Origin of the sequence: Oricola indica (genome assembly GCF_965227485.1) — a bacterium.
Lineage (GTDB): Bacteria > Pseudomonadota > Alphaproteobacteria > Rhizobiales > Rhizobiaceae > Oricola > Oricola indica.
Genome location: NZ_OZ245747.1, coordinates 737,329 through 756,977 on the forward strand (window position 1 = coordinate 737,329; position 19,649 = coordinate 756,977).

Genomic DNA, 19,649 nt, shown 5'->3' on the forward strand with positions numbered 1-19,649 from the left:
GAGCGGCGGGCGCCGATGCCTGACCAGCTACATCCCGGAGATTCGGTGCGGGCGCGTTACGATGCGCTCGCATCCGATGGCAAACTCGATCCGGATCCCGCGCAGGAAGCGCTCGCCAGCCGGTTCGACGCTCTCAACGACGAAATCGGATCGCTGCGTCTCGCCTCGAAATCCTCATCGCTCGGGTGGCTTTTTGCCAAGAGCGCGCCGAAGCCGGGCGTCGTGAAGGGGGTTTATGTCCACGGCAGCGTCGGGCGCGGCAAGACGATGCTGATGGACTTCTTCTTCGCGGCCTGTCCGGCCAAGCGCAAGCGGCGTGCGCATTTCAACGATTTCATGGCCGATATCCATGACCGGATCGCCGCGCATCGCGCCGCGCTCAAGGAAGGAATGGTCAAGGAGAACGATCCCATCGGGCCGGTTGCGAAGGACGTGGCCAGTGAGGCGCGGGTCCTGTGTTTCGACGAGTTCTCGGTGACGGATATCGCCGACGCGATGATACTGTCGCGGCTGTTCACGGCGCTGTTCGCGCAGGGCGTCATCCTCGTCGCCACCTCCAATGTGGCTCCCGACGATTTGTATCGCGACGGCCTCAACCGGTCGCTTTTCCTGCCCTTCGTCGATGTGCTCAAGGAGCACACGCAGATCATGAGTCTCGATGCCGACCGGGATTACAGGCTCGATCGGCTGTCGAATTCCAAGCTCTATGTCGCGCCGCTCGGCGATGGCGCCGACAAGGCGCTGGACGATGTGTGGGGCCGCCTGACGGGCGGCGTGGAAGCGCATCGCGAAATGATCGAGGTGAAGGGCCGCGAGATTGTCATTCCGGCGGTCGCCATGGGCGCGGCGCGGTTTTCCTTCGCCGATTTGTGCGAAAAGCCGCTTGGCGCGCGCGACTATATGGCGATCGCGCGCAATTATCACACGGTGTTCGTGGAAAACGTCCCGGTGCTGCGCGAAGGCCGGCGCGACGAGGCCAAGCGCTTCATCAACCTGATCGACACGCTCTACGACAATCGCAACCGCATCGTCGTGTCCGCGGAAGCCGAACCGCAAGAACTCTACCAGGCGAAGACCGGCGTCGAGGTGTTCGAATTCGACCGCACGGCCTCGCGCCTGATCGAGATGCGCTCGGAGGAGTGGGTGGCCAGCGCGGGGAAGGCTGGATGACCGGCCGCATGGCCGCGGTTACGCTCGTGGTGCCCGACTACGATACCGCGATCGCGTTCTATTGCGGCGCACTCGGTTTCGAACTCCTCGAGGACACGAAATTGTCGGAAACGAAGCGCTGGGTGCGTGTCGCGCCGGCGGGCGGCGGAGCGGCGTTACTGCTGGCAAGGGCCGAGGGCCTGGCGCAGCAGGCGGCGATCGGCAATCAGACCGGCGGCCGAGTGGCTTTCTTTCTTGAGACGGAGGATTCGGCCGTGATCATCAGGCCTTCACACAAGCCGGTGTATCCTTCCTGGAGGCACCGCGCCAGGAGACCTACGGGATCGTCGCCGTCTTCGCCGATCCCTTCGGCAACCGTTGGGATTTGATTGAACACACGGTTCCGGGTCGCTCAAAATAGCGCCATGTGAGAAAAATTCGGAAATAATTCTTACGTTTACGTAAATCCTAAATTATCTAAACGTTTGAAAACATTAATGACGAAAGTTTCAGTTGATTTTTTTCCGGGAGTGAGTCACGTCCGTTCCCGATAATGCGGTTTGTGCGACCAAGGGTCGCGCCCGGTAAATTCACCTTACGGCACTTCAACGGAAACATTCCCACATGGCACGCAACAAGATTGCACTCATCGGTTCCGGCATGATCGGCGGGACGCTCGCACACATGATCGGTTTGAAGGAACTGGGCGACGTCGTCCTGTTCGACATCGCGGAAGGCATTCCGCAGGGCAAGGGTCTCGACATCGCGGAATCCTCGCCGGTCGATGGTTTCGACGCGACGTTCGCGGGTGTGAATTCGTATGAGGGCATCAAGGGCGCCGATGTCTGCATCGTGACGGCCGGCGTGCCGCGCAAGCCTGGCATGAGCCGCGACGATCTCCTCGGCATCAACCTGAAGGTGATGGAGCAGGTCGGCGCGGGTATCAAGAAATACGCCCCCGACGCTTTCGTGATCTGCATCACCAACCCGCTCGACGCGATGGTCTGGGCGCTGCAGCAGTTCTCCGGCATGCCGAAGAACAAGGTGGTGGGCATGGCCGGCGTTCTCGACTCGTCGCGCTTCCGCTACTTCCTCGCCGAGGAATTCAAGGTGTCCGTCGAGGACGTCACCGCCTTCGTGCTCGGCGGCCATGGCGACACGATGGTGCCGCTGGCGCGCTACTCCACGGTCGCCGGCATTCCGCTGACCGACCTCGTCAAGATGGGCTGGGTCTCCAAGGACCGGCTGGACGAGATCATCCAGCGCACCCGTGACGGCGGCGCGGAGATCGTCGGACTGTTGAAATCCGGTTCCGCCTATTACGCACCGGCCGCCTCGGCGATTGCGATGGCCGAATCCTATCTCAAGGACAAGAAGCGGGTTCTGCCCTGCGCGGCCTATCTCGAAGGACAGTACGGCGTCTCCGACATGTATGTCGGCGTGCCGACGATCATCGGCGCCGGCGGTGTCGAGCGGGTTATCGAGATCGAGCTCAACAAGAGCGAACAGAAGCAGTTCGACAAGTCCGTCGAATCCGTCGCCGGCCTCTGCGAGGCCTGCCGCGGTATCGCCCCGAACCTGAAATAGGGTCCGCGCGATGCCGCAAGACGCCGACCCGATATTTTCCCGAGCCGCCCTGCGGAGCATGGCGGCCGGGATTCTCGTGATCGGTGCGTGGGCCGGTTCCGCGCAAGCGGCGGAAAGCGTCTATACGGATCTCGATCTCGACGCCTGCACGGTTCTCGAAACGCATGAGGAAGGCGCGGGCGTCGAACTCGAATGCGCGGGCCATGACGGCATTCCCGTCTATGTCAGCGACGGCGATGCGCGCATGGATGTCGATTTCGGCGCGCCGAACGATCTCTTCGAGACCTTCGGCCCGTTCAACACGATCGGCGACAAGGTTGAATGGCGGCTCGACGAGAACGGCGTGCCGTTTGCGGCGATCATCCGTTTCCATCTCGATTCCGGCGTAACGGGCGGTCCGGAAGACCGCGCACAGGTTCTGGTCGTCTCCAGCATCGGGCAGCCGGGCGCGCCGGGTTGCGTTGTCGCGGCGGTCGATGCGGCGACCGAACAGGCCAACGGCGTTGCCCGTGGCGCTGCCGCCTTCGCCGCGCGCCATGTATGCGGAACGGATGCGCCGATCGTGATCGGCGGTAACGATCCGAAAGTGTTTTCAATGGGCGGCGCAGTGCCCGAAGGCCAATAACGGCAAGATTTTGAACAAGGGAAATCCTCATGAATATCCATGAATACCAGGCCAAGCGGCTGCTGCATGAATATGGCGCTCCCGTCGCCGGCGGCGTGGCTGTCTACTCCGTCGAACAGGCAGAGGAATGGGCCCAGAAGCTGCCCGGACCGCTTTACGTGGTGAAGAGCCAGATTCATGCCGGCGGACGCGGCAAGGGCAAGTTCAAGGAACTGGGCGAGGACGCCAAGGGTGGCGTGCGGCTTGCGAAGTCCGTCGAGGAAGTCGTCGAGAACGCCAGGGAAATGCTCGGCAACACGCTGGTGACCAAGCAGACCGGCCCGGCCGGCAAGCAGGTCAACCGCCTCTACATCGAGGACGGCGCCGACATCGACCGCGAACTCTATCTCTCGATCCTGATCGACCGCACCGTCGGCCGTCCGGCCTTCGTGGTGTCGACCGAGGGCGGCATGGATATCGAGGCGGTCGCGGAAGAGACGCCCGAGAAGATCCTGACGCTGCCGATCGACCCGGAGACGGGCGTCACCGATGCCGACTCGAAGAAACTCAACAAGGCGCTGAAACTGACGAAGGACGCGGCCAAGGACGGGCTCAAGCTGTTCCCGATCCTCTACAAGGCGTTCATCGAGAAGGACATGAGCCTGCTCGAGGTCAATCCGCTGATCGTCATGAAGGACGGCCATCTGCGCGTTCTCGACGCCAAGGTTTCCTTCGACGGAAATGCGCTGTTCCGCCACGATGACATCATGGCGCTGCGCGACAAGTCGGAAGAGGACGAGAAGGAAATCGAGGCGTCGAAATACGACCTCGCCTATGTGGCGCTGGATGGCGACATCGGCTGCATGGTCAACGGCGCCGGCCTTGCCATGGCGACGATGGACATCATCAAGCTCTACGGCAAGGAGCCGGCGAACTTCCTCGATGTCGGTGGCGGCGCCTCGAAGGAGAAGGTCACCGCGGCCTTCAAGATCATCACCGCCGATCCGAGCGTCAAAGGCATCCTCGTCAACATCTTCGGCGGCATCATGCGCTGCGACGTGATCGCCGAGGGCGTTGTCGCCGCCGTGAAGGAAGTGGGCCTGAAGGTTCCGCTGGTCGTCCGCCTCGAAGGCACCAATGTCGAGAAGGGCAAGGAGATCATCAACGAAAGCGGCCTGAATGTCATCGCCGCCGATGATCTCGACGACGCGGCGCAGAAGATCGTCAAGGCCGTCGAAGACGCGTAACCGAGCCGGATCGGCCTGCGCGGCCGGACCACAGGAGAACCCGAAGTGAACCAGCTCGACACGATGATCGTCGCAAGCGCCGCCGTTCTGGCCGCGGCGTTCGTCGTGCTGTTCGCATTCGGCAAGCCGGCATCCTTCGGCAACTGGTGCCGTCGCCGGCTGCTGCCTGGCGTGGCGGGTCTTGTCGGCCTGACCGCGCTATCCTTGTGGTGGCTTTACGGGGTCGCGAAAACGGACGCGGCCGCATGCCGGATCGAGGCCGCGAAGGGCCTCACCCATGATTGCGAGGACGCCTTCCTGATCGTGCCGGCGGCGATGTTTGCCGGTGCGCTGGCGGTGCTGCTATTCATCATCGGGCTTTCGGGCGTCCATGCCGCCCGGCACCACGGGCAGGTGAGGGCATCGTCGTGACTGGTTTGTTTCGCGCCATTGCGATCCTCTCTGCCGTTTTCGCGTTCTCGGGCGCCGCGAAGGCGCATGTGCCGGACGGTGAAACCTTCGTCAATGCGTTCCGCCAGGCCTGCGTGCCGCAACGGCTGAGCTATGCGGGCACGCGCGACCATGTCCGTTCACTGGGCTGGAAGGAACTCGAGCCTACCGACGATGCAGACCTTCAGAAGCTGTTGCAGAAATCGGACAAGGCGATCCTCGAGGAGGCGGAGAAGGGCTGGACCTACGAGCGGTCCGCCTTTGGCGGTTTCATCGGTGGCGATCCGCATTTCGTGGTGGTGACCCGTGTGCATGCGCCCGAGATCATCACGCTGATCGGCTGCTATCTCTACGATTTCGGCGCAACCGCGCCGGTCGACCCACAACTCGTCACCGATTTCCTCGGCACGCCGCCCGGCGAGACCATCGAGGAAAAGGGCATGACGGGCTATACATGGGGGCCGTCGCCGAAGCTGCCGCGAACCCTCGACACCAATCTCTTCTTCATCACCAAGGGCAGCCCGATGCGCGATGCGTCGGGATTTGCGGGTGTACTTTTGAAATTCGAAACGTCCGAGCCGGACGGCGCGGAATAAGGAGCTGCAAGGCATATGTCCATTCTGATCAACAAAGACACCAAGGTTCTCGTGCAGGGGCTGACCGGCAAGACCGGCACCTTCCACACCGAGCAGGCGCTGGCCTATCACGGCACGCAGATGGTCGCCGGCATCCACCCGAAGAAGGGTGGAGAGACCTGGACGGCCGGCGAGGGCGCGGGCGAGAAGGCCGGTGCGGAACTGCCGATCTTCGCCACCGTCGGTGAGGCCAAGGAAGCGACCGGCGCCAATGCGTCGGTGATCTACGTGCCGCCGGCAGGCGCGGGCGCCGCGATCATCGAGGCGATCGAGGCCGAGGTTCCGCTCATCATCTGCATCACCGAGGGCATCCCGGTGATGGACATGGTCAACGTCAAGGCGAAACTCGACAAGTCGAAGTCGCGCCTGATCGGACCGAACTGCCCGGGCGTGCTGACGCCGGAAGAATGCAAGATCGGCATCATGCCGGGTTCGATCTTCAAGAAAGGCTCCGTCGGCGTCCTGTCGCGCTCCGGCACGCTCACCTATGAGGCAGTGTTCCAGACCACGAATGAAGGACTGGGCCAGACGACGGCCGTGGGCATCGGCGGCGACCCGGTCAAGGGCACCGAATTCATCGACATGCTGGAAATGTTCCTCGCCGACGACGCAACCGAGTCGATCATCATGATCGGCGAAATCGGCGGCTCGGCGGAAGAGGATGCCGCGCAGTTTTTGAGGGACGAGGCCAAGAAGGGCCGCTCGAAGCCGATGGTCGGCTTCATCGCGGGCCGCACCGCGCCTCCCGGACGCACCATGGGCCATGCCGGCGCGGTGATCTCCGGCGGCAAGGGCGGCGCGGAAGACAAGATCGCGGCGATGGAGGATGCGGGCATCCGCGTCTCGCCCTCCCCGGCGCAACTCGGCAAGACGCTTGTCGAAGTGCTCAAGGGCTGAAGACTGAACCGGGGCGGTTCGCCGCCCCGGCCAAGACGGGGCAGGCGGCGAAAGACCGCCAAGGAAACGCAAAAGCGCCGCAGGCGTATCGAACCCAGGAGGGCCGCAGGGCCCGCACAAGGTGAAGCAAATGGCACGCACCGACGAACTCAACGATCTTTTCGCGCAGACCTCGTTCCTCTATGGCGGCAACGCCCACTACATCGAGGAACTCTACGCGCAGTACCAGGACAACCCGGCGTCGCTGCCGTCGGAATGGCAGGCGTTCTTCGGCGATCTGCACGACAAGCCAGAGGATGTGCGCAAGAACGCGCAGGGCGCGTCGTGGGAGCGCGACAACTGGCCGCTGACCCCGAATGGCGACCTGACCTCGGCGCTCGACGGCAACTGGGCGGAAGTCGAAGCCCATATGGGCACGAAGCTGAAGGAGAAGGCGGCCGGGAAGGCGCTTTCGATTTCCGACGAGGACATCGTCAAGGCGCAGCGCGATTCTGTGCGCGCGATCATGATGATCCGCGCCTATCGCATGCGCGGTCACCTGCATGCCGAGCTCGACCCGCTGGGCATCGCCAAGCCGCTTGAGGACTACAACGAATTGTCGCCGGAGGCCTATGGCTTCACCCCGGAGGACTACGACCGGAAGATCTTCATCGACAATGTGCTCGGGCTGGAATTCGCCACGATCCCGGAAATGCTGGGCATCCTGAAGCGCACCTATTGTTCGACGATCGGCGTGGAATTCATGCACATCTCCAATCCGGAGGAGAAGTCTTGGATCCAGCAGCGTATCGAGGGGCCGGACAAGGGCGTGACCTTCACGCCCAACGGCAAGAAGGCGATCCTGCAGAAGCTGGTCGAGGCGGAAGGCTTCGAGCAGTTCATCGACGTCAAGTACAAGGGCACCAAGCGGTTCGGCCTTGACGGCGGCGAGTCGCTGATCCCGGCGCTCGAGCAGATCATCAAGCGCGGCGGCGCGATGGGCATGAAGGACATCGTCTTCGGCATGGCCCACCGCGGCCGCCTCAACGTGCTGAGCCAGGTCATGGCGAAGCCGCATCGCGCCATCTTCAACGAGTTCAAGGGCGGATCCTTCACACCCGACGAGGTCGAAGGTTCCGGCGACGTGAAATACCACCTCGGCGCGTCTTCGGACCGCGAGTTCGACGGCAACAAGGTTCACCTGTCGCTGACCGCGAACCCGTCGCACCTCGAAATCGTCGATCCCGTGGTCATGGGCAAGGCGCGCGCCAAGCAGGACCAGCTTGCCGGTGGTTCGCAGCGCGACGAGATCGTCGGCCTCGAGCAGCGCTCCAAGGTGCTGCCGCTGCTGATCCACGGCGACGCCGCCTTCGCGGGCCAGGGCGTTGTGCCGGAATGCCTCGGCCTGTCGGCGCTGCGCGGACACCGCGTGGCGGGCACGCTGCATTTCATCATCAACAACCAGATCGGTTTCACCACCAATCCGCGCTTCTCGCGGTCCTCGCCCTATCCGTCCGACGTGGCGAAGATGATCGAGGCGCCGATCTTCCACGTGAATGGGGACGATCCGGAAGCGGTGGTCTATGCCGCGAAGGTGGCGACCGAGTTCCGGATGCTGTTCCACAAGCCGGTCGTCATCGACATGTTCTGCTATCGCCGCTTCGGCCACAACGAAGGCGACGAGCCGGCATTCACCCAGCCGCTGATGTACAAGAAGATCCGCCAGCACAAGACGACGGCGCAGATCTATGCCGACCAGCTGATCTCGGAAGGGCTGATCACGGTCGACGAATACGACAAGATGAAAGCGGACTGGCGCGAGCATCTCGAGGTCGAGTTCGAGGCCGGCGAAACCTTCAAGCCCAACAAGGCGGACTGGCTCGATGGAAAATGGTCGGGTCTGTCGAAAGCCGACAACGAGGACGAACGCCGGCGCGGCAAGACCGCGATGCCGATGAAGGCGCTCAAGGAGATCGGCAAGAAGCTGACGTTGGTGCCGGACGGCTTCAACGTCCATCGCACTGTCAAGCGCTTCATCGACAACCGCGCCAAGATGATCGAGACCGGCGAGGGCATCGACTGGGCGACCGCCGAGGCGCTGGCCTTCGGGGCGCTTGTCCAGGAAGGCTATGGCGTGCGGCTGTCCGGTCAGGACTGCGAGCGCGGCACCTTTTCGCAGCGCCATTCGGTCCTGTACGATCAGGAGAATGAAAGCCGCTACGTGCCGCTCAACGCCATCTCGGCCGGCCAGGGCCGCTTCGAGGTCATCAACTCGATGCTTTCGGAAGAGGCCGTGCTCGGTTTCGAATACGGCTACTCGCTAGCCGAGCCGAACGGCTTGACGCTTTGGGAAGCCCAGTTCGGCGACTTCGCCAACGGGGCGCAGGTCGTCTTCGACCAGTTCATCTCGAGCGGCGAGCGCAAATGGCTGCGCATGTCGGGCCTCGTCTGCCTGCTGCCGCATGGCTATGAAGGGCAGGGACCGGAGCATTCCTCCGCGCGTCTCGAACGCTTCCTGCAGATGTGCGCGGAAGACAACATGCAGGTGGCGAACTGCACGACGCCGGCCAACTATTTCCACATCCTGCGCCGGCAGTTGAAACGCGACTTCCGCAAGCCGCTCATCCTGATGACGCCGAAATCACTTTTGCGCCACAAACGCGCGGTCTCGACACTCAACGAGATGTCGGGCGAGAGCGCGTTCCACCGCCTGCTGTGGGACGACGCGGAATACCGCAAGGACGGCCCGATCAAGCTGGTGACGGATTCCAAGATCCGTCGCGTCGTGATGTGCACCGGCAAGGTCTATTACGATCTCTACGAGGAGCGCGAGGCGCGGGGCATCAACGACATCTACCTGCTGCGTCTGGAACAGCTCTATCCGTTCCCGGCAAAGGCGCTGATCACCGAATTGTCGCGTTTCAAGAACGCCGACATGGTGTGGTGTCAGGAGGAACCGAAGAACATGGGGGCATGGGCCTTCATCGATCCCTATCTGGAATGGGTCCTCGCCCATATCAATGCCAAGCACCAGCGCGTCCGTTACACCGGCCGTGCCGCTTCGGCGTCGACGGCGACGGGCCTGATGTCGAAACACAAGGAACAGCTCGCGGCCTTCCTGGAAGACGCGCTCGGCGACTAAAGCCGCACCGAAACACGGATCTGGAAAGACGAAACGATGGCAAAAGAAATTCGCGTACCGACGCTTGGCGAATCCGTCACCGAGGCGACGATTGGCCAATGGTTCAAGAAGCAGGGCGAGGCCGTCAGCGACGGCGAGACGCTGCTGGAGCTCGAAACCGACAAGGTGACGCTGGAAGTGCCGGCGCCGGCCGCGGGCACGCTTGGCGAGATCATCGCCAAGGAGGGCGACACGGTCGAGGTGAACGCACTGCTCGGCATGCTGGAGGAAGGATCAGGCGCAGGAGCCGCCGCATCCGACTCCGGTGGAAAGAAGGACGAAGCACCCGCGAAGAAAGAGCCTGAACCGGCTCCGTCCGGCTCCGAGGTCGACACGGTCGGCATGGAAAATGCCCGTGGTCGCGACAGCGACATGCCGCCGGCCCCGTCGGCCGCCAAGATGATGGCCGACAAGGGCGTTTCCGCCGAGCAGGTTTCCGGCTCCGGCAAGCGCGGCCAGGTGCTGAAGGGTGACGTCATCGAGGCCTTGGCCTCGGGTGCTCCGTCGAGCCCCGCCGAGACGCCGAAGGCCGCCCGCCCGGAATCGCCCTCGGCGGATGCCGACCGCGAGGAACGCGTGCGCATGACCAAGCTGCGCCAGACCATCGCGCGCCGGCTCAAGGATGCGCAGAACTCGGCTGCCATGCTGACCACCTATAACGAGGTGGACATGACGGCGGTCATGGAGATGCGCAAGAAATACAAGGACCTGTTCGAGAAGAAGCATGGCGTGAAGCTTGGCTTCATGGGCTTCTTCACCAAGGCCGTGACCCACGCGCTGCAGGAAGTTCCGGCGGTCAATGCCGAGATCGACGGCACCGACGTGATCTACAAGCACTTCTGCCACATCGGCGTCGCGGTGGGCACCGACAAGGGTCTCGTCGTTCCGGTGGTGCGCGATGCGGACCAGATGTCCATCGCCGAGGTCGAGAAGGAAATCGGACGTCTCGGCAAGGCGGCGCGTGACGGCAAGCTCGGCATGGCCGACATGCAGGGCGGCACCTTCACGATCTCGAATGGCGGTGTCTACGGCTCGCTGATGTCGTCGCCGATCCTCAATGCGCCGCAGTCGGGCATTCTGGGCATGCACAAGATCCAGGAGCGCCCGATGGCGATCGGCGGACAGGTTGTGATCCGTCCGATGATGTATCTGGCGCTCTCCTACGACCACCGGATCGTCGACGGCAAGGAAGCCGTGACCTTCCTGGTGCGCGTGAAGGAAAGCCTCGAGGATCCGGAGCGTCTCGTCCTCGATCTCTGATCCGGAGCAGCGAAAGGCGGCCGGCATGCGGATGCAGGCAATCGGTGCGATCCTGGCGGCGGGCACGTTCTTCACGTATCCCGCCGTCGCGGCCTGTCCGCAGGAGCTTGCGGTCTATGAAAGCGCCGACGGCAACACCGCGCTTGAATTCGTCGGCCGTGGCGACGCGGTGATGATGGCGCATGAGGTGCGCCTGATTTTTCGCGACGGGCCGGTGATGACCGGCTATGTCGAGGCGACGCACGGGTTGCGCCAGCCGGAGATCGTTACGCCGCACAATTGCCCCGAGGGCGACGTGACGGGCGAGGAACTCGACGCCTGTCTCCTCTACCGCAGCGTGGTCTACGGCACCGACGAGACCGGGAAGCTCATCGAACTGCCGGTGGCGGGCGAGGACGCGGCACGCCAGATCCTCCTGCCCAACCTTACCGCCATGCTCTGGATGAATCCTGCCTACGATGGTGAAGGTCCCGTGCACAGGCCGGCGGAAATCCTCGAACTCAGCGGATGTCAGGAATGAGCGCCGATTCCAAGGTTCTGATCGTCACCGGCGGTTCGCGCGGTATCGGCGCGGCGACGGCTCAATTGGCCGCACGACGCGGCTGGCGGGTCGCGGTCAACTATGCCCGCGACGAGGCGGCCGCCGCTTCCGTGGTATCGCAAATCGTCGCGGAGGGCGGCGAGGCTTTTGCGATCCAGGCCGATATGGCCCGCGAGGCGGATATCCTGGCCATGTTCGATGCCGTCGATACCCGTTGGGGCCGGCTCGATGGCCTTGTCAACAATGCCGGCATCGTCGATGTGTCCGCGCGGGTCGACGAGATGAGCGCCGAACGAATTTCGCGGATGTTCGCGATCAATGTCACCGGTGTTTTCCTTTGTGCGCGGGAGGCGGTAAGGCGCATGTCGACGCGACATGGCGGCGATGGCGGCGCCATCGTCAACCTGACCTCGGCGGCGGCCAGGATCGGCGCGGCCAACCAGTATGTCGATTATGCGGCGTCGAAGGGCGCGATCGACACGCTGACGATCGGCCTGGCGCGGGAGGTCGCGACCGAGGGTATTCGCGTCAACGCGGTGAGGCCCGGCATCATCGACACTGAAATCCATGCCTCGGGCGGCGAGCCGGAACGCGTGGCGCAGATGCGGGAACAGGTCCCCATGCAGCGCGGGGGATCCGCGGACGAAGTCGCGCAGGCGATTGTATACCTCCTGTCGGAGGATGCCTCCTATTCGACGGGCGCCACGCTCGACGTGACCGGCGGGCGCTAGGGCGACCATGGCGATCGTCGCGAGCAGTATGAGCGTGGTGCGGCCGGTCGACGGCGGATATCGAGTTGCAGCACGATCTGATCGGCATTTCGACCATTTTCGGCATTGGCATATCGTTGCTGGTTGAAGGTATGATAGTCCTCGTCATATCCCTTGCATCCGTCGATGGAACGCGAAACCGCATGCCGCGCGGAGCGGCCGAACCTCAAAGCGAAACCATTCATGAAAGTCAGGAAATCTCATGAGCAGCTATGACGTCGTCGTAATCGGATCGGGACCGGGCGGGTATGTGTGCGCTGTCAAATGCGCGCAACTCGGCCTCAAGACCGCGATCGTGGAAAAACGCGAAACGCTTGGCGGCACCTGCCTGAATATCGGCTGCATTCCCTCGAAGGCGCTTCTGCAGGCGTCCGAGGCTTTCCAGGAAGCCGAGCACACGCTGCCGAAGATGGGCGTGAAGGTGAACAAGCCCAAGCTCGATCTCAAGGCGATGATGGCGCACAAGGATGCGACCGTGAAATCGAATGTCGATGGCGTCGCCTTCCTGATGAAGAAGAACAAGATCGACTGGATAACGGGAACCGGCAAAATCCTCGGTGAGGGCAAGGTCTCGGTGACCGGCGAGGACGGCAAGGAGCAGGAGATCGAGGCGAAGAACATCGTCATCGCCACCGGCTCCGACGTCGCGGGCATTCCGGGCGTCGAGGTCGAGTTCGACGAGAAAACGATCGTCTCGTCGACCGGCGCGCTGGAACTGTCCAAGGTTCCCGGTCACATGATCGTGGTCGGCGGCGGCGTCATCGGCCTGGAACTCGGCTCGGTGTGGAAACGCCTCGGCGCTGAGGTTACGGTCATCGAGTATCTCGACAAGATCCTCGGCGGCATGGATGGCGAGGTGTCGAAGCAGTTCCAGCGGATGCTGGAGAAGCAGGGCATCAAGTTCAACCTCGGCGCGAAGGTGACCGGCGTCGAGAAATCCGGCAAGGGCGCGGATGTGACGTTCGAGCCGGTGAAGGGCGGAGACGCGGAAACCGTTTCGGCCGACATCGTGCTGGTCTCCACCGGCCGCAAACCCTTTACCGACGGTCTCGGACTGGAAAAGGCAGGCGTCGTGCTCGATGAACGCGGCCGCGTCCAGATCAATGATCACTGGCAGACTTCGGTCACCGGTATCTATGCGCTCGGCGACGTGGTCGAGGGGCCGATGCTGGCGCACAAGGCCGAAGACGAGGGAATGGCCGTCGCCGAGATCATCGCCGGACAGCACGGGCACGTGAATTACGACGTCATTCCGAGCGTGGTCTATACCGAGCCGGAGGTCGCGTCCGTCGGCAAGACCGAGGAAGAACTGAAGAAAGCCGGGATCGAGTACACGTCCGGCAAATTCCCCTTCGCGGCGAACGGGCGTGCGCGGGCGATGCTGGCGACCGACGGGTTCGTCAAGATTCTCGCCGACAAGAAAACCGACCGCGTGCTCGGCGTGCACATGGTCGGCCATGGCGTGGGCGAAATGATCCACGAGGCGGCGGTGCTGATGGAGTTCGGCGGGTCGTCTGAGGATCTGGCGCGGACATGCCACGCGCATCCGACCATGTCGGAGACCGTACGCGAAGCGGCGCTGGCGACTGCCTTTGGCAAGCCGATCCACATGTGATCGCGGTTGAAATGCCGCACAAAAAAACGGGCCCTCGCGGGCCCGTTTTCGTATCGAGGCGGTTATTCCGCTGGCGGGGCCGGAACGACCTCCTCGGGAACGTCGATCGTAACGCTGACATCGTTCGAGCCTGTCAAAGCGCCGGACTGGTAGAGGTAAAATCCACCCATGCCGATAACCACGAGCAGCAGGGCGGCGATGAGCCAGCCGGCGCCGCCATTCGTGTAAACGATACGAGTTTCACGGTCCTGAGTCGTCATAATCGTCTCCTTTGTGCGATTGGGATGACAACGACGACATGCGCAAACCGTTCCATCGGCGCGGATGACAAAAAAACCGGCGCCACTTGGACGCCGGTTTCAGTCGATTGGAGATCAGTCTTTTCTCAGGCCTGTTCCCAGGCGTCGAGATACTTGATGAGCCATGCGTCGACAGGCACCTTTGCCACTTCCATCTTCTCGAGTTTGGAATAGTCGACGGGCGTCTGGTTTTCTGCAACCACGTCATGCATCGGGCAGGCGATTGCGCTGCCGGATACGAAGAGCGCCGCTGCAAGGCCGAGGGCCAGTGCTTTCGGTGTCATGCGCTGCTCCTATTGCTGACCCGGACAGGTCCGGGCAGGGAAAGGCTAGCGCAGAAAGGGCAAATCGCCAAGTTTCACGCCGATCACAAGACCGGGAGCGGTTTATTCGTAGACCGGCGTCACCTTGTAGCCCGCTTTCTCGAACAGTGCTGCGAGCCCCTTGTCGCCCGGCAGGTGCAGGGCGCCGACGGCGATGAAGGCGCTTCCCTTGTCGAGCAGCGGCAGGGAGCGCTCGACCATGGTCTCGTTTCTGACATGAACCATGGTTTCCTCGAACTCGGCATAGCTGTCGGCGAGTTCGCCGTCCGTATCCATCTCGGGGCTGACTGTGCGCAGCATCGGCCAGATCGCGCCGGTATCGCCCGCGACGTAGAGCTGGATCATGGTCTCGATGATGTCGTCGATGCGGTCGCCGAGCGCGATGGTCTCGACGAGACCGGCGACATGGAATTCCATCGGCAGCGAGGCCATCGCCTCGAACTGTTCCATGATCGTTTCCAGCCCCGCCAGGTCCTTGCCCGCCTTGTCTGCATCTTGCGCCAATTTCAGGTCGAGAAAGGACTGGCCCGCCTTCTTGCGGTCGAGTTCGCAGGGCGGCAGGGCGATCATGCCGGTGATCAGCCAGGGCTTCATGCGCTCGACAAGAGCAAGCTGGACGCCGCGCGCGGCAAGTCCCGTTTTGAGGATCTCGCGCTGTTCGTCGGTCAGATAGTCCGAGAGATCGTCGCTCCCGGTGAACATTGTAAGCTCGGGCTTGGAGAAAAGCGCAAGCTGCGCCTTGGCCGGATCGAGGATTTCCGTCGATTCGATCGCCACCGTGGCCGAGGTCTCGAAAGCCTTGCGGGCGTTCTCCGGCAGGTCGATCACTCGCTCGTCGGTCAGGTGCATGGTGCCGAAGAGCCAGGAGGGCTCGACGCCCGGCTTGTCGATGCGGAAAAGGAGCGTGTCTCCGTTGCGCGTTGCCTCCGCCTCCGCGCGCAGGCGCTTGTAGGCCTCCGGGTCGTCGTCGCGCATGGCGGCGAGGATATTCTCGCCCCGGCAGTCGTCGGCCGCTGCCGGCATTGCATGCATGGCGACAAGCAGCACGGCGAGGAAAATCAACGCGAAGAGCGCGTTGACGGCGCCGAGCGCGGCGAGGAGCGGACCGGTCATCCGGTCAAGACGGTCTGTCATGGCGTTCATACGGGCAATCTGGCAGCCAAGGGCAATGATTCCGTTAATATCGGCGCAAAATTCCGTCGCTATCCGCCCCGCGCGCGCGGATGCGCGTTGCGATAGACGTCGAGCAGTCGCGCGGTATCGACCCCTGTATAGACCTGTGTGGTCGAGAGGCTGGCGTGGCCCAGCAATTCCTGGATTGTCCGCAGGTCGCCGCCGCTGCCCAGCAGATGGGTTGCGAAGGAATGGCGCAGCGCATGCGGCGTCGCCGTCTCGGGCAGGCCGAGGGCGCCGCGAAGCGCCCGCATGTCGCGCTGAAGGACACCGGGCTGCAATGCTCCGCCGCGCGCGCCGCGAAACAGCGGCTGGTCGAGTTCGAGATCCCAGGGGCAAAGCCGGCGGTAGAGATCGACCGCATCGAAGACTACGGGCAGGAGTGGCACCATGCGGGTTTTCGAGCCTTTGCCGGTAATCGCGATCGCCTTTTCGCGGCGGTCGCGCAAGGCTTCTCCGGTCAGGTCGAGCGCTTCGCCTATGCGCAACCCGCAACCATAGAGCAGCGTCAGGACGGCCGCGTTTCGCGCCGCGATCCAGGGCTCGGCGTGCAGCTGCTCGGATGCATCGACCGCCTTGCGCGCGTCGGCGACGGTCAGGGGCTTGGGAAGCGATTTGGGCTGCCGCGGCGCGCGCAGGCCCGTGGCCGCGGCGGCATTGGCCAGCCCTTGCCGTTCGAGATAGCGCATGAAGGACCGAATGCCGGCGAGGCCGCGTCCCAGCGTCCGCGCGCGCGCACCGCCTGCGCGGCGCCTGGTGAGGAAGGCGCGGTAGTCGAGCGTCTTCAGTTGCGCGATATCGGCAAGGCCGGGCGGCCCGCCGAGATGGCCGGTCAGGAATTGCAGGAACTGGCGCGTGTCGCGCTCATAGGCCTCCAGCGTTTTCGGCGCGAGGCGGCGTTCGCCTTTCAGCTGTTCGAGCCAGGCGCGCCGCGCGGCGGCGAGATCGGGTTTCGCATTGACGAGAAGGGCGCTGTCATCGGACATGCCCCCATTCTGCCTCGCAATGGTTACCGGGGGATTTCCCGAATGCTTGGCGAAACCCGCAAAAGCCTGTAATCGGCGCGCACCGAAACGGAGCAAGACATGGCAAAGCCCGACAATCCGGTCCTGATGGGTGTGATCGGCGCGCCGCATGGCGTGCGCGGGGAATTGCGCGTGCGACCCTATACGGGCGACCCGCTGGCGCTCGCGGATTATGGCACGCTCTACGACATGCAGGGCCGCGCCTTCGACGTGGTCGATATCCGGCCGCAAAAGACGGTCGTCGTCGTGCGTTTCGAGCAGGTGCGCGACCGCAGTGCGGCGGAAGCGCTGAACGGTGTCGAACTGTTCGTGGATCGGACCCGGTTGCCGGATGAGGAGCTCGAGGATGATGAATTCTTCATCGCGGATCTCGTGGGCCTGTCGGTGCTGGAAGACGGCGGCAGGACGGGGGAAGTGATCGCCGTTCACAATTTCGGGGCCGGCGATCTTCTGGAGATCGCACCCGTCACGCCCGGCGGCGGTCTGGCGCGCAAGCGGACCTTTCTCATGGAATTCTCGCGCGAGACCGTGCCGGAGATCGATTTCGATGCCGGCACGCTGGTGCTGGTGCGGCCCGACGAAATCGAAGTGCGCGGCGAGGAAGGCGAGGAGGCATGAGCTTCCGTGCCACGGTTCTGACGCTCTATCCCGAAATGTTCCCGGGGACGCTCGGCCAGGCACTGGCCGGCAAGGCGCTGGGGCGCGGCGACTGGTCGCTCGAAACCGTGCAGATCCGCGATTACGCCACCGACAAGCATCGCAGTGTCGATGACACGCCGGCCGGCGGCGGCGCGGGCATGGTGATGCGCGCCGACATTGTCGCGGCGGCACTCGATGCCAATGCCGGCGATGACGATCCGCGTCCGCGGTTGCTGATGAGCCCGCGCGGCAAGCCGCTGACGCAGGCGCGGGTGCGCGATCTCGCGGCAGGTCCGGGCGCGGTGATCGTCTGCGGCCGTTTCGAAGGGGTCGATCAGCGCGTGATCGATGCGCGCGATCTCGAGGAGGTCTCGATCGGCGACTATGTGTTGTCGGGCGGCGAGGTCGCGGCGCAGGTGCTGCTCGATGCGGTCATCCGCCTCCTGCCGGGCGTCATGGGCAATTCCGCTTCCGGCGAGACCGAGAGCTTTGAAGGCAATCTGCTGGAACATCCGCATTACACGCGGCCGCCGGAATGGGAGGGTCACGCCATCCCCGACGTGCTGACCTCCGGCAATCATGCGAAGATAGACCAGTGGCGGCGCGAGGAAGCGGAGAAGCTGACGCGGGAGAGAAGGCCGGATCTGCTGGGCAAGTAAAGCGCCGCGCGCCTCGTCACTTCGTGAAGTAATACCAGCTCAGCAACAGGCCGACCGCGATCACGAGCGCGCGGACAACCCATTGCGGCACGCGCTTTGCCATCCAGACGCCGGCATAGCCGCCGAGCGCGCCTGCCGGGATCATGATCGCCGCCGGAAGCCAGGCGATCACGCCGCCGCCGACAAAGACGACGATCGCCACCGCCGCGATCAGCACGGCGATGAAGTTCTTCATCGCGTTGAGCCGGTGGTAGTCGCCGCCCTTCGCGATGCCGAGGACGGCCAGCGTCATGATGCCCAGGCCGGCGCCGAAGAAGCCGCCATAGATGGAGGTGACGAATTGCGCGAACAGGCCGATGGGCCCCATCGGATGGTCGGGACTGAGCGATCTCGGCCGCAGCCATGGCCCTGCGGCGAACAGCGCGGTCGCGCCGATCAGCAGCCATGGCACGATCTGCTGGAAGGTTGGATTGGAGAGCGCGAGCAGCGTCAGCGCGCCCGCGAGGCCGCCGACCACCGAGATCGCGCCAAGCTTCAGCGCTTCGCGCAGATCCTTGCGGATCTCGGTGTAATAGGCCAGCGCAGACGTCACATAGCCCGGAAACTGCGTCACCGAAGAGGTCGCATTGGCGACGATCGGCGGTATGCCGATCAGCGTCATCGCCCCAAAGGTGAGGAAGGTGCCGCCGCCGGCGATCGCATTGACCGCGCTTGCGAGAAATCCCGCCGCAAACAGCATCAAAATACTGAACAATGTCATGGCGCTCCACCCGGTCGGGCCGAATGCCCGTTTTTGCCTAGCCGACGCCATGGCCTGCGTGCAATGGGTGTCATGTTGTCCTCGTCGCCGGTCGCCCGATTTACGGTGAAAAGGCGTGACAAATGTCCCTTTCTCCTGTATGGACGCGCGGAATTCGGGCGGATTGCCCTAACTCAACAGCAAATACGATCTCGTGAATACGCTCCGGTCTTCGGGCCAGGCATGACGGTCAACGCACTTTCAGCCCTTGTCGAGCGCTCTGGCGGTTCAAAAGAACAAGAGGAATGAAATCATGACGGACATCATCCGCCAGCTCGAGGCCGAACAGGCCCAGAAAATTCTCGACAAGCGTACCTTCCCGGATTTTTCCCCGGGTGACACGGTTCGCGTGCAGGTCCGTGTTACGGAAGGCAAGCGCACCCGTCTGCAGGCCTATGAAGGCGTCTGCATCGCCCGTAGTGGTGCCGGCTTCAACGAGAACTTCACCGTTCGCAAGATCTCCTACGGCGAAGGCGTGGAACGTGTGTTCCCGATGTTTTCGCCGATGGTCGAGGCCGTCGAAATCGTTCGCCGAGGCAAGGTGCGTCGCGCCAAGCTCTATTACATGCGCGGCCTGACCGGCAAAAAGGCCCGTATCTCCGAGAACACCAATGCCCGTTCCCGCAAGCTGAACGACGCCGAACGCCAGAAGATGCTCGACGAGAAGGCGCGCATCGAGGCCGAGAAGGTCGCCGCAGCCGAAGCGCTTGCCGCCGAGAAGGCAGCCCAGGAAGCAGCGGAGGCGGCAAAGGCAGCCGAGGCGGACGCCGCGGCAGCCGAAGCACCGGCAGAAGACAACAACGCATAAGATATTCCCTGCTCCGGCAGGTCCTTCAAA

General features: G+C 63.4%; 21 protein-coding genes and 1 pseudogene. 17 read left to right on the forward strand and 5 right to left on the reverse strand.

Going from position 1 to position 19,649, the window contains the following annotated elements; all coding sequences use genetic code 11:
* The first annotated feature begins 15 nt into the window (after window positions 1–15).
* The 14 genes and pseudogenes from zapE (at window position 16) to lpdA (ending at window position 13,894) form a co-directional block, all read left to right on the forward strand.
* Window positions 16–1,170, forward strand: coding sequence for a cell division protein ZapE (zapE, locus tag ACQK2M_RS03865; RefSeq protein ID WP_425416708.1), 1,155 nt, complete (start codon window positions 16–18; stop codon window positions 1,168–1,170).
* Window positions 1,167–1,570: pseudogene (locus ACQK2M_RS03870) on the forward strand (VOC family protein). Before zapE ends, ACQK2M_RS03870 begins: the two are co-directional and overlap by 4 nt.
* 203 nt (window positions 1,571–1,773) lie before the next feature.
* Window positions 1,774–2,736: a malate dehydrogenase gene (mdh, locus tag ACQK2M_RS03875; RefSeq protein WP_223477468.1), complete on the forward strand. Its 963-nt coding sequence runs from the start codon at window positions 1,774–1,776 to the stop codon at window positions 2,734–2,736.
* Window positions 2,737–2,746: 10 nt separating this feature from the next.
* Window positions 2,747–3,361 (forward strand): hypothetical protein, encoded by a 615-nt coding sequence (locus ACQK2M_RS03880; RefSeq protein ID WP_425416709.1) that lies wholly within the window; start codon window positions 2,747–2,749, stop codon window positions 3,359–3,361.
* Window positions 3,362–3,390: 29 nt separating this feature from the next.
* On the forward strand, window positions 3,391–4,587 hold the full coding sequence (sucC, locus tag ACQK2M_RS03885; protein WP_425416710.1) for an ADP-forming succinate--CoA ligase subunit beta: 1,197 nt from the start codon (window positions 3,391–3,393) through the stop codon (window positions 4,585–4,587).
* Between the two features lie 45 nt (window positions 4,588–4,632).
* Window positions 4,633–4,998 (forward strand): hypothetical protein, encoded by a 366-nt coding sequence (locus ACQK2M_RS03890; protein ID WP_425416711.1) that lies wholly within the window; start codon window positions 4,633–4,635, stop codon window positions 4,996–4,998.
* Window positions 4,995–5,612 (forward strand): hypothetical protein, encoded by a 618-nt coding sequence (locus ACQK2M_RS03895; protein ID WP_425416712.1) that lies wholly within the window; start codon window positions 4,995–4,997, stop codon window positions 5,610–5,612. Before ACQK2M_RS03890 ends, ACQK2M_RS03895 begins: the two co-directional genes overlap by 4 nt.
* Before the next feature lie 15 nt (window positions 5,613–5,627).
* On the forward strand, window positions 5,628–6,548 hold the full coding sequence (sucD, locus tag ACQK2M_RS03900) for a succinate--CoA ligase subunit alpha (protein WP_425416713.1): 921 nt from the start codon (window positions 5,628–5,630) through the stop codon (window positions 6,546–6,548).
* A gap of 130 nt (window positions 6,549–6,678) precedes the next feature.
* Window positions 6,679–9,669: a 2-oxoglutarate dehydrogenase E1 component gene (locus ACQK2M_RS03905; RefSeq protein WP_425416714.1), complete on the forward strand. Its 2,991-nt coding sequence runs from the start codon at window positions 6,679–6,681 to the stop codon at window positions 9,667–9,669.
* A 36-nt stretch (window positions 9,670–9,705) separates the two neighbouring features.
* A complete protein-coding gene (gene odhB / locus ACQK2M_RS03910; protein ID WP_425416715.1) occupies window positions 9,706–10,968 on the forward strand; it encodes a 2-oxoglutarate dehydrogenase complex dihydrolipoyllysine-residue succinyltransferase in 1,263 nt (420 codons plus the stop codon).
* Window positions 10,969–10,993: 25 nt separating this feature from the next.
* Window positions 10,994–11,488: a hypothetical protein gene (locus ACQK2M_RS03915; protein ID WP_425416716.1), complete on the forward strand. Its 495-nt coding sequence runs from the start codon at window positions 10,994–10,996 to the stop codon at window positions 11,486–11,488.
* On the forward strand, window positions 11,485–12,240 hold the full coding sequence (locus ACQK2M_RS03920) for an SDR family oxidoreductase (RefSeq protein WP_425416717.1): 756 nt from the start codon (window positions 11,485–11,487) through the stop codon (window positions 12,238–12,240). The genes ACQK2M_RS03915 and ACQK2M_RS03920 overlap by 4 nt, the downstream gene beginning before the upstream one ends.
* 65 nt (window positions 12,241–12,305) lie before the next feature.
* A complete protein-coding gene (locus tag ACQK2M_RS03925) occupies window positions 12,306–12,485 on the forward strand; it encodes a hypothetical protein (RefSeq protein WP_223477458.1) in 180 nt (59 codons plus the stop codon).
* Window positions 12,482–13,894 carry a dihydrolipoyl dehydrogenase gene (gene lpdA, locus ACQK2M_RS03930; protein ID WP_425416718.1) on the forward strand — a complete coding sequence of 471 codons (1,413 nt, stop codon included), beginning with the start codon at window positions 12,482–12,484 and terminating at the stop codon, window positions 13,892–13,894. Before ACQK2M_RS03925 ends, lpdA begins: the two co-directional genes overlap by 4 nt.
* Window positions 13,895–13,956: 62 nt before the next feature.
* Here the strand turns inward: lpdA and ACQK2M_RS03935 are convergent, their stop codons facing one another.
* The 4 genes from ACQK2M_RS03935 to ACQK2M_RS03950 all read right to left on the reverse strand — a co-directional run bounded on the left by ACQK2M_RS03935 (window position 13,957) and on the right by ACQK2M_RS03950 (window position 16,675).
* Complete coding sequence (locus ACQK2M_RS03935; protein ID WP_223477456.1) at window positions 13,957–14,154, reverse strand: hypothetical protein; 198 nt, start codon at window positions 14,152–14,154, stop codon at window positions 13,957–13,959.
* A gap of 125 nt (window positions 14,155–14,279) precedes the next feature.
* Window positions 14,280–14,477 carry a hypothetical protein gene (locus tag ACQK2M_RS03940; protein WP_223477455.1) on the reverse strand — a complete coding sequence of 66 codons (198 nt, stop codon included), beginning with the start codon at window positions 14,475–14,477 and terminating at the stop codon, window positions 14,280–14,282.
* A 102-nt stretch (window positions 14,478–14,579) separates the two neighbouring features.
* Window positions 14,580–15,650, reverse strand: a complete 1,071-nt coding sequence (locus ACQK2M_RS03945) for a TraB/GumN family protein (protein ID WP_425416719.1) — start codon at window positions 15,648–15,650, stop codon at window positions 14,580–14,582.
* Between the two features lie 68 nt (window positions 15,651–15,718).
* Window positions 15,719–16,675: a tyrosine recombinase XerC gene (locus ACQK2M_RS03950; protein WP_425416720.1), complete on the reverse strand. Its 957-nt coding sequence runs from the start codon at window positions 16,673–16,675 to the stop codon at window positions 15,719–15,721.
* A gap of 99 nt (window positions 16,676–16,774) precedes the next feature.
* Here ACQK2M_RS03950 and rimM point away from each other — a divergent pair, with 99 nt between their 5' ends.
* Together rimM and trmD are read left to right on the forward strand one after the other, a co-directional pair.
* On the forward strand, window positions 16,775–17,332 hold the full coding sequence (gene rimM, locus ACQK2M_RS03955) for a ribosome maturation factor RimM (RefSeq protein WP_425416721.1): 558 nt from the start codon (window positions 16,775–16,777) through the stop codon (window positions 17,330–17,332).
* Window positions 17,329–18,012 (forward strand): tRNA (guanosine(37)-N1)-methyltransferase TrmD, encoded by a 684-nt coding sequence (trmD, locus tag ACQK2M_RS03960; protein ID WP_425416722.1) that lies wholly within the window; start codon window positions 17,329–17,331, stop codon window positions 18,010–18,012. The genes rimM and trmD overlap by 4 nt, the downstream gene beginning before the upstream one ends.
* Before the next feature lie 16 nt (window positions 18,013–18,028).
* Here trmD and ACQK2M_RS03965 read toward each other — a convergent pair whose 3' ends face one another.
* The gene (locus ACQK2M_RS03965; RefSeq protein WP_425416723.1) at window positions 18,029–18,772 is read right to left on the reverse strand and encodes a sulfite exporter TauE/SafE family protein; all 744 of its coding nucleotides are present in this window, start codon (window positions 18,770–18,772) and stop codon (window positions 18,029–18,031) included.
* Window positions 18,773–19,064: 292 nt separating this feature from the next.
* Here ACQK2M_RS03965 and rplS point away from each other — a divergent pair, with 292 nt between their 5' ends.
* On the forward strand, window positions 19,065–19,619 hold the full coding sequence (gene rplS / locus ACQK2M_RS03970) for a 50S ribosomal protein L19 (RefSeq protein WP_425416724.1): 555 nt from the start codon (window positions 19,065–19,067) through the stop codon (window positions 19,617–19,619).
* Window positions 19,620–19,649 lie beyond the last annotated feature (30 nt).

Excerpts from the sequence above, each read along its gene's own strand:
- ACQK2M_RS03905 (WP_425416714.1), top strand. The coding sequence starts at position 6,679 with ATGGCACGCACCGACGAACTCAACGATCTTTTCGCGCAGACCTCGTTC.
- mdh (WP_223477468.1), top strand. The coding sequence starts at position 1,774 with ATGGCACGCAACAAGATTGCACTCATCGGTTCCGGCATGATCGGCGGG.
- ACQK2M_RS03920 (WP_425416717.1), top strand. The coding sequence starts at position 11,485 with ATGAGCGCCGATTCCAAGGTTCTGATCGTCACCGGCGGTTCGCGCGGT.
- rplS (WP_425416724.1), top strand. The coding sequence starts at position 19,065 with ATGACGGACATCATCCGCCAGCTCGAGGCCGAACAGGCCCAGAAAATT.
- trmD (WP_425416722.1), top strand. The coding sequence starts at position 17,329 with ATGAGCTTCCGTGCCACGGTTCTGACGCTCTATCCCGAAATGTTCCCG.
- zapE (WP_425416708.1), top strand. The coding sequence starts at position 16 with ATGCCTGACCAGCTACATCCCGGAGATTCGGTGCGGGCGCGTTACGAT.
- lpdA (WP_425416718.1), top strand. The coding sequence starts at position 12,482 with ATGAGCAGCTATGACGTCGTCGTAATCGGATCGGGACCGGGCGGGTAT.
- ACQK2M_RS03965 (WP_425416723.1), bottom strand. The coding sequence starts at position 18,772 with ATGACATTGTTCAGTATTTTGATGCTGTTTGCGGCGGGATTTCTCGCA.
- odhB (WP_425416715.1), top strand. The coding sequence starts at position 9,706 with ATGGCAAAAGAAATTCGCGTACCGACGCTTGGCGAATCCGTCACCGAG.
- ACQK2M_RS03945 (WP_425416719.1), bottom strand. The coding sequence starts at position 15,650 with ATGACAGACCGTCTTGACCGGATGACCGGTCCGCTCCTCGCCGCGCTC.
- ACQK2M_RS03915 (WP_425416716.1), top strand. The coding sequence starts at position 10,994 with ATGCGGATGCAGGCAATCGGTGCGATCCTGGCGGCGGGCACGTTCTTC.
- sucC (WP_425416710.1), top strand. The coding sequence starts at position 3,391 with ATGAATATCCATGAATACCAGGCCAAGCGGCTGCTGCATGAATATGGC.
- rimM (WP_425416721.1), top strand. The coding sequence starts at position 16,775 with ATGGCAAAGCCCGACAATCCGGTCCTGATGGGTGTGATCGGCGCGCCG.
- ACQK2M_RS03950 (WP_425416720.1), bottom strand. The coding sequence starts at position 16,675 with ATGTCCGATGACAGCGCCCTTCTCGTCAATGCGAAACCCGATCTCGCC.
- sucD (WP_425416713.1), top strand. The coding sequence starts at position 5,628 with ATGTCCATTCTGATCAACAAAGACACCAAGGTTCTCGTGCAGGGGCTG.
- ACQK2M_RS03935 (WP_223477456.1), bottom strand. The coding sequence starts at position 14,154 with ATGACGACTCAGGACCGTGAAACTCGTATCGTTTACACGAATGGCGGC.
- ACQK2M_RS03880 (WP_425416709.1), top strand. The coding sequence starts at position 2,747 with ATGCCGCAAGACGCCGACCCGATATTTTCCCGAGCCGCCCTGCGGAGC.
- ACQK2M_RS03940 (WP_223477455.1), bottom strand. The coding sequence starts at position 14,477 with ATGACACCGAAAGCACTGGCCCTCGGCCTTGCAGCGGCGCTCTTCGTA.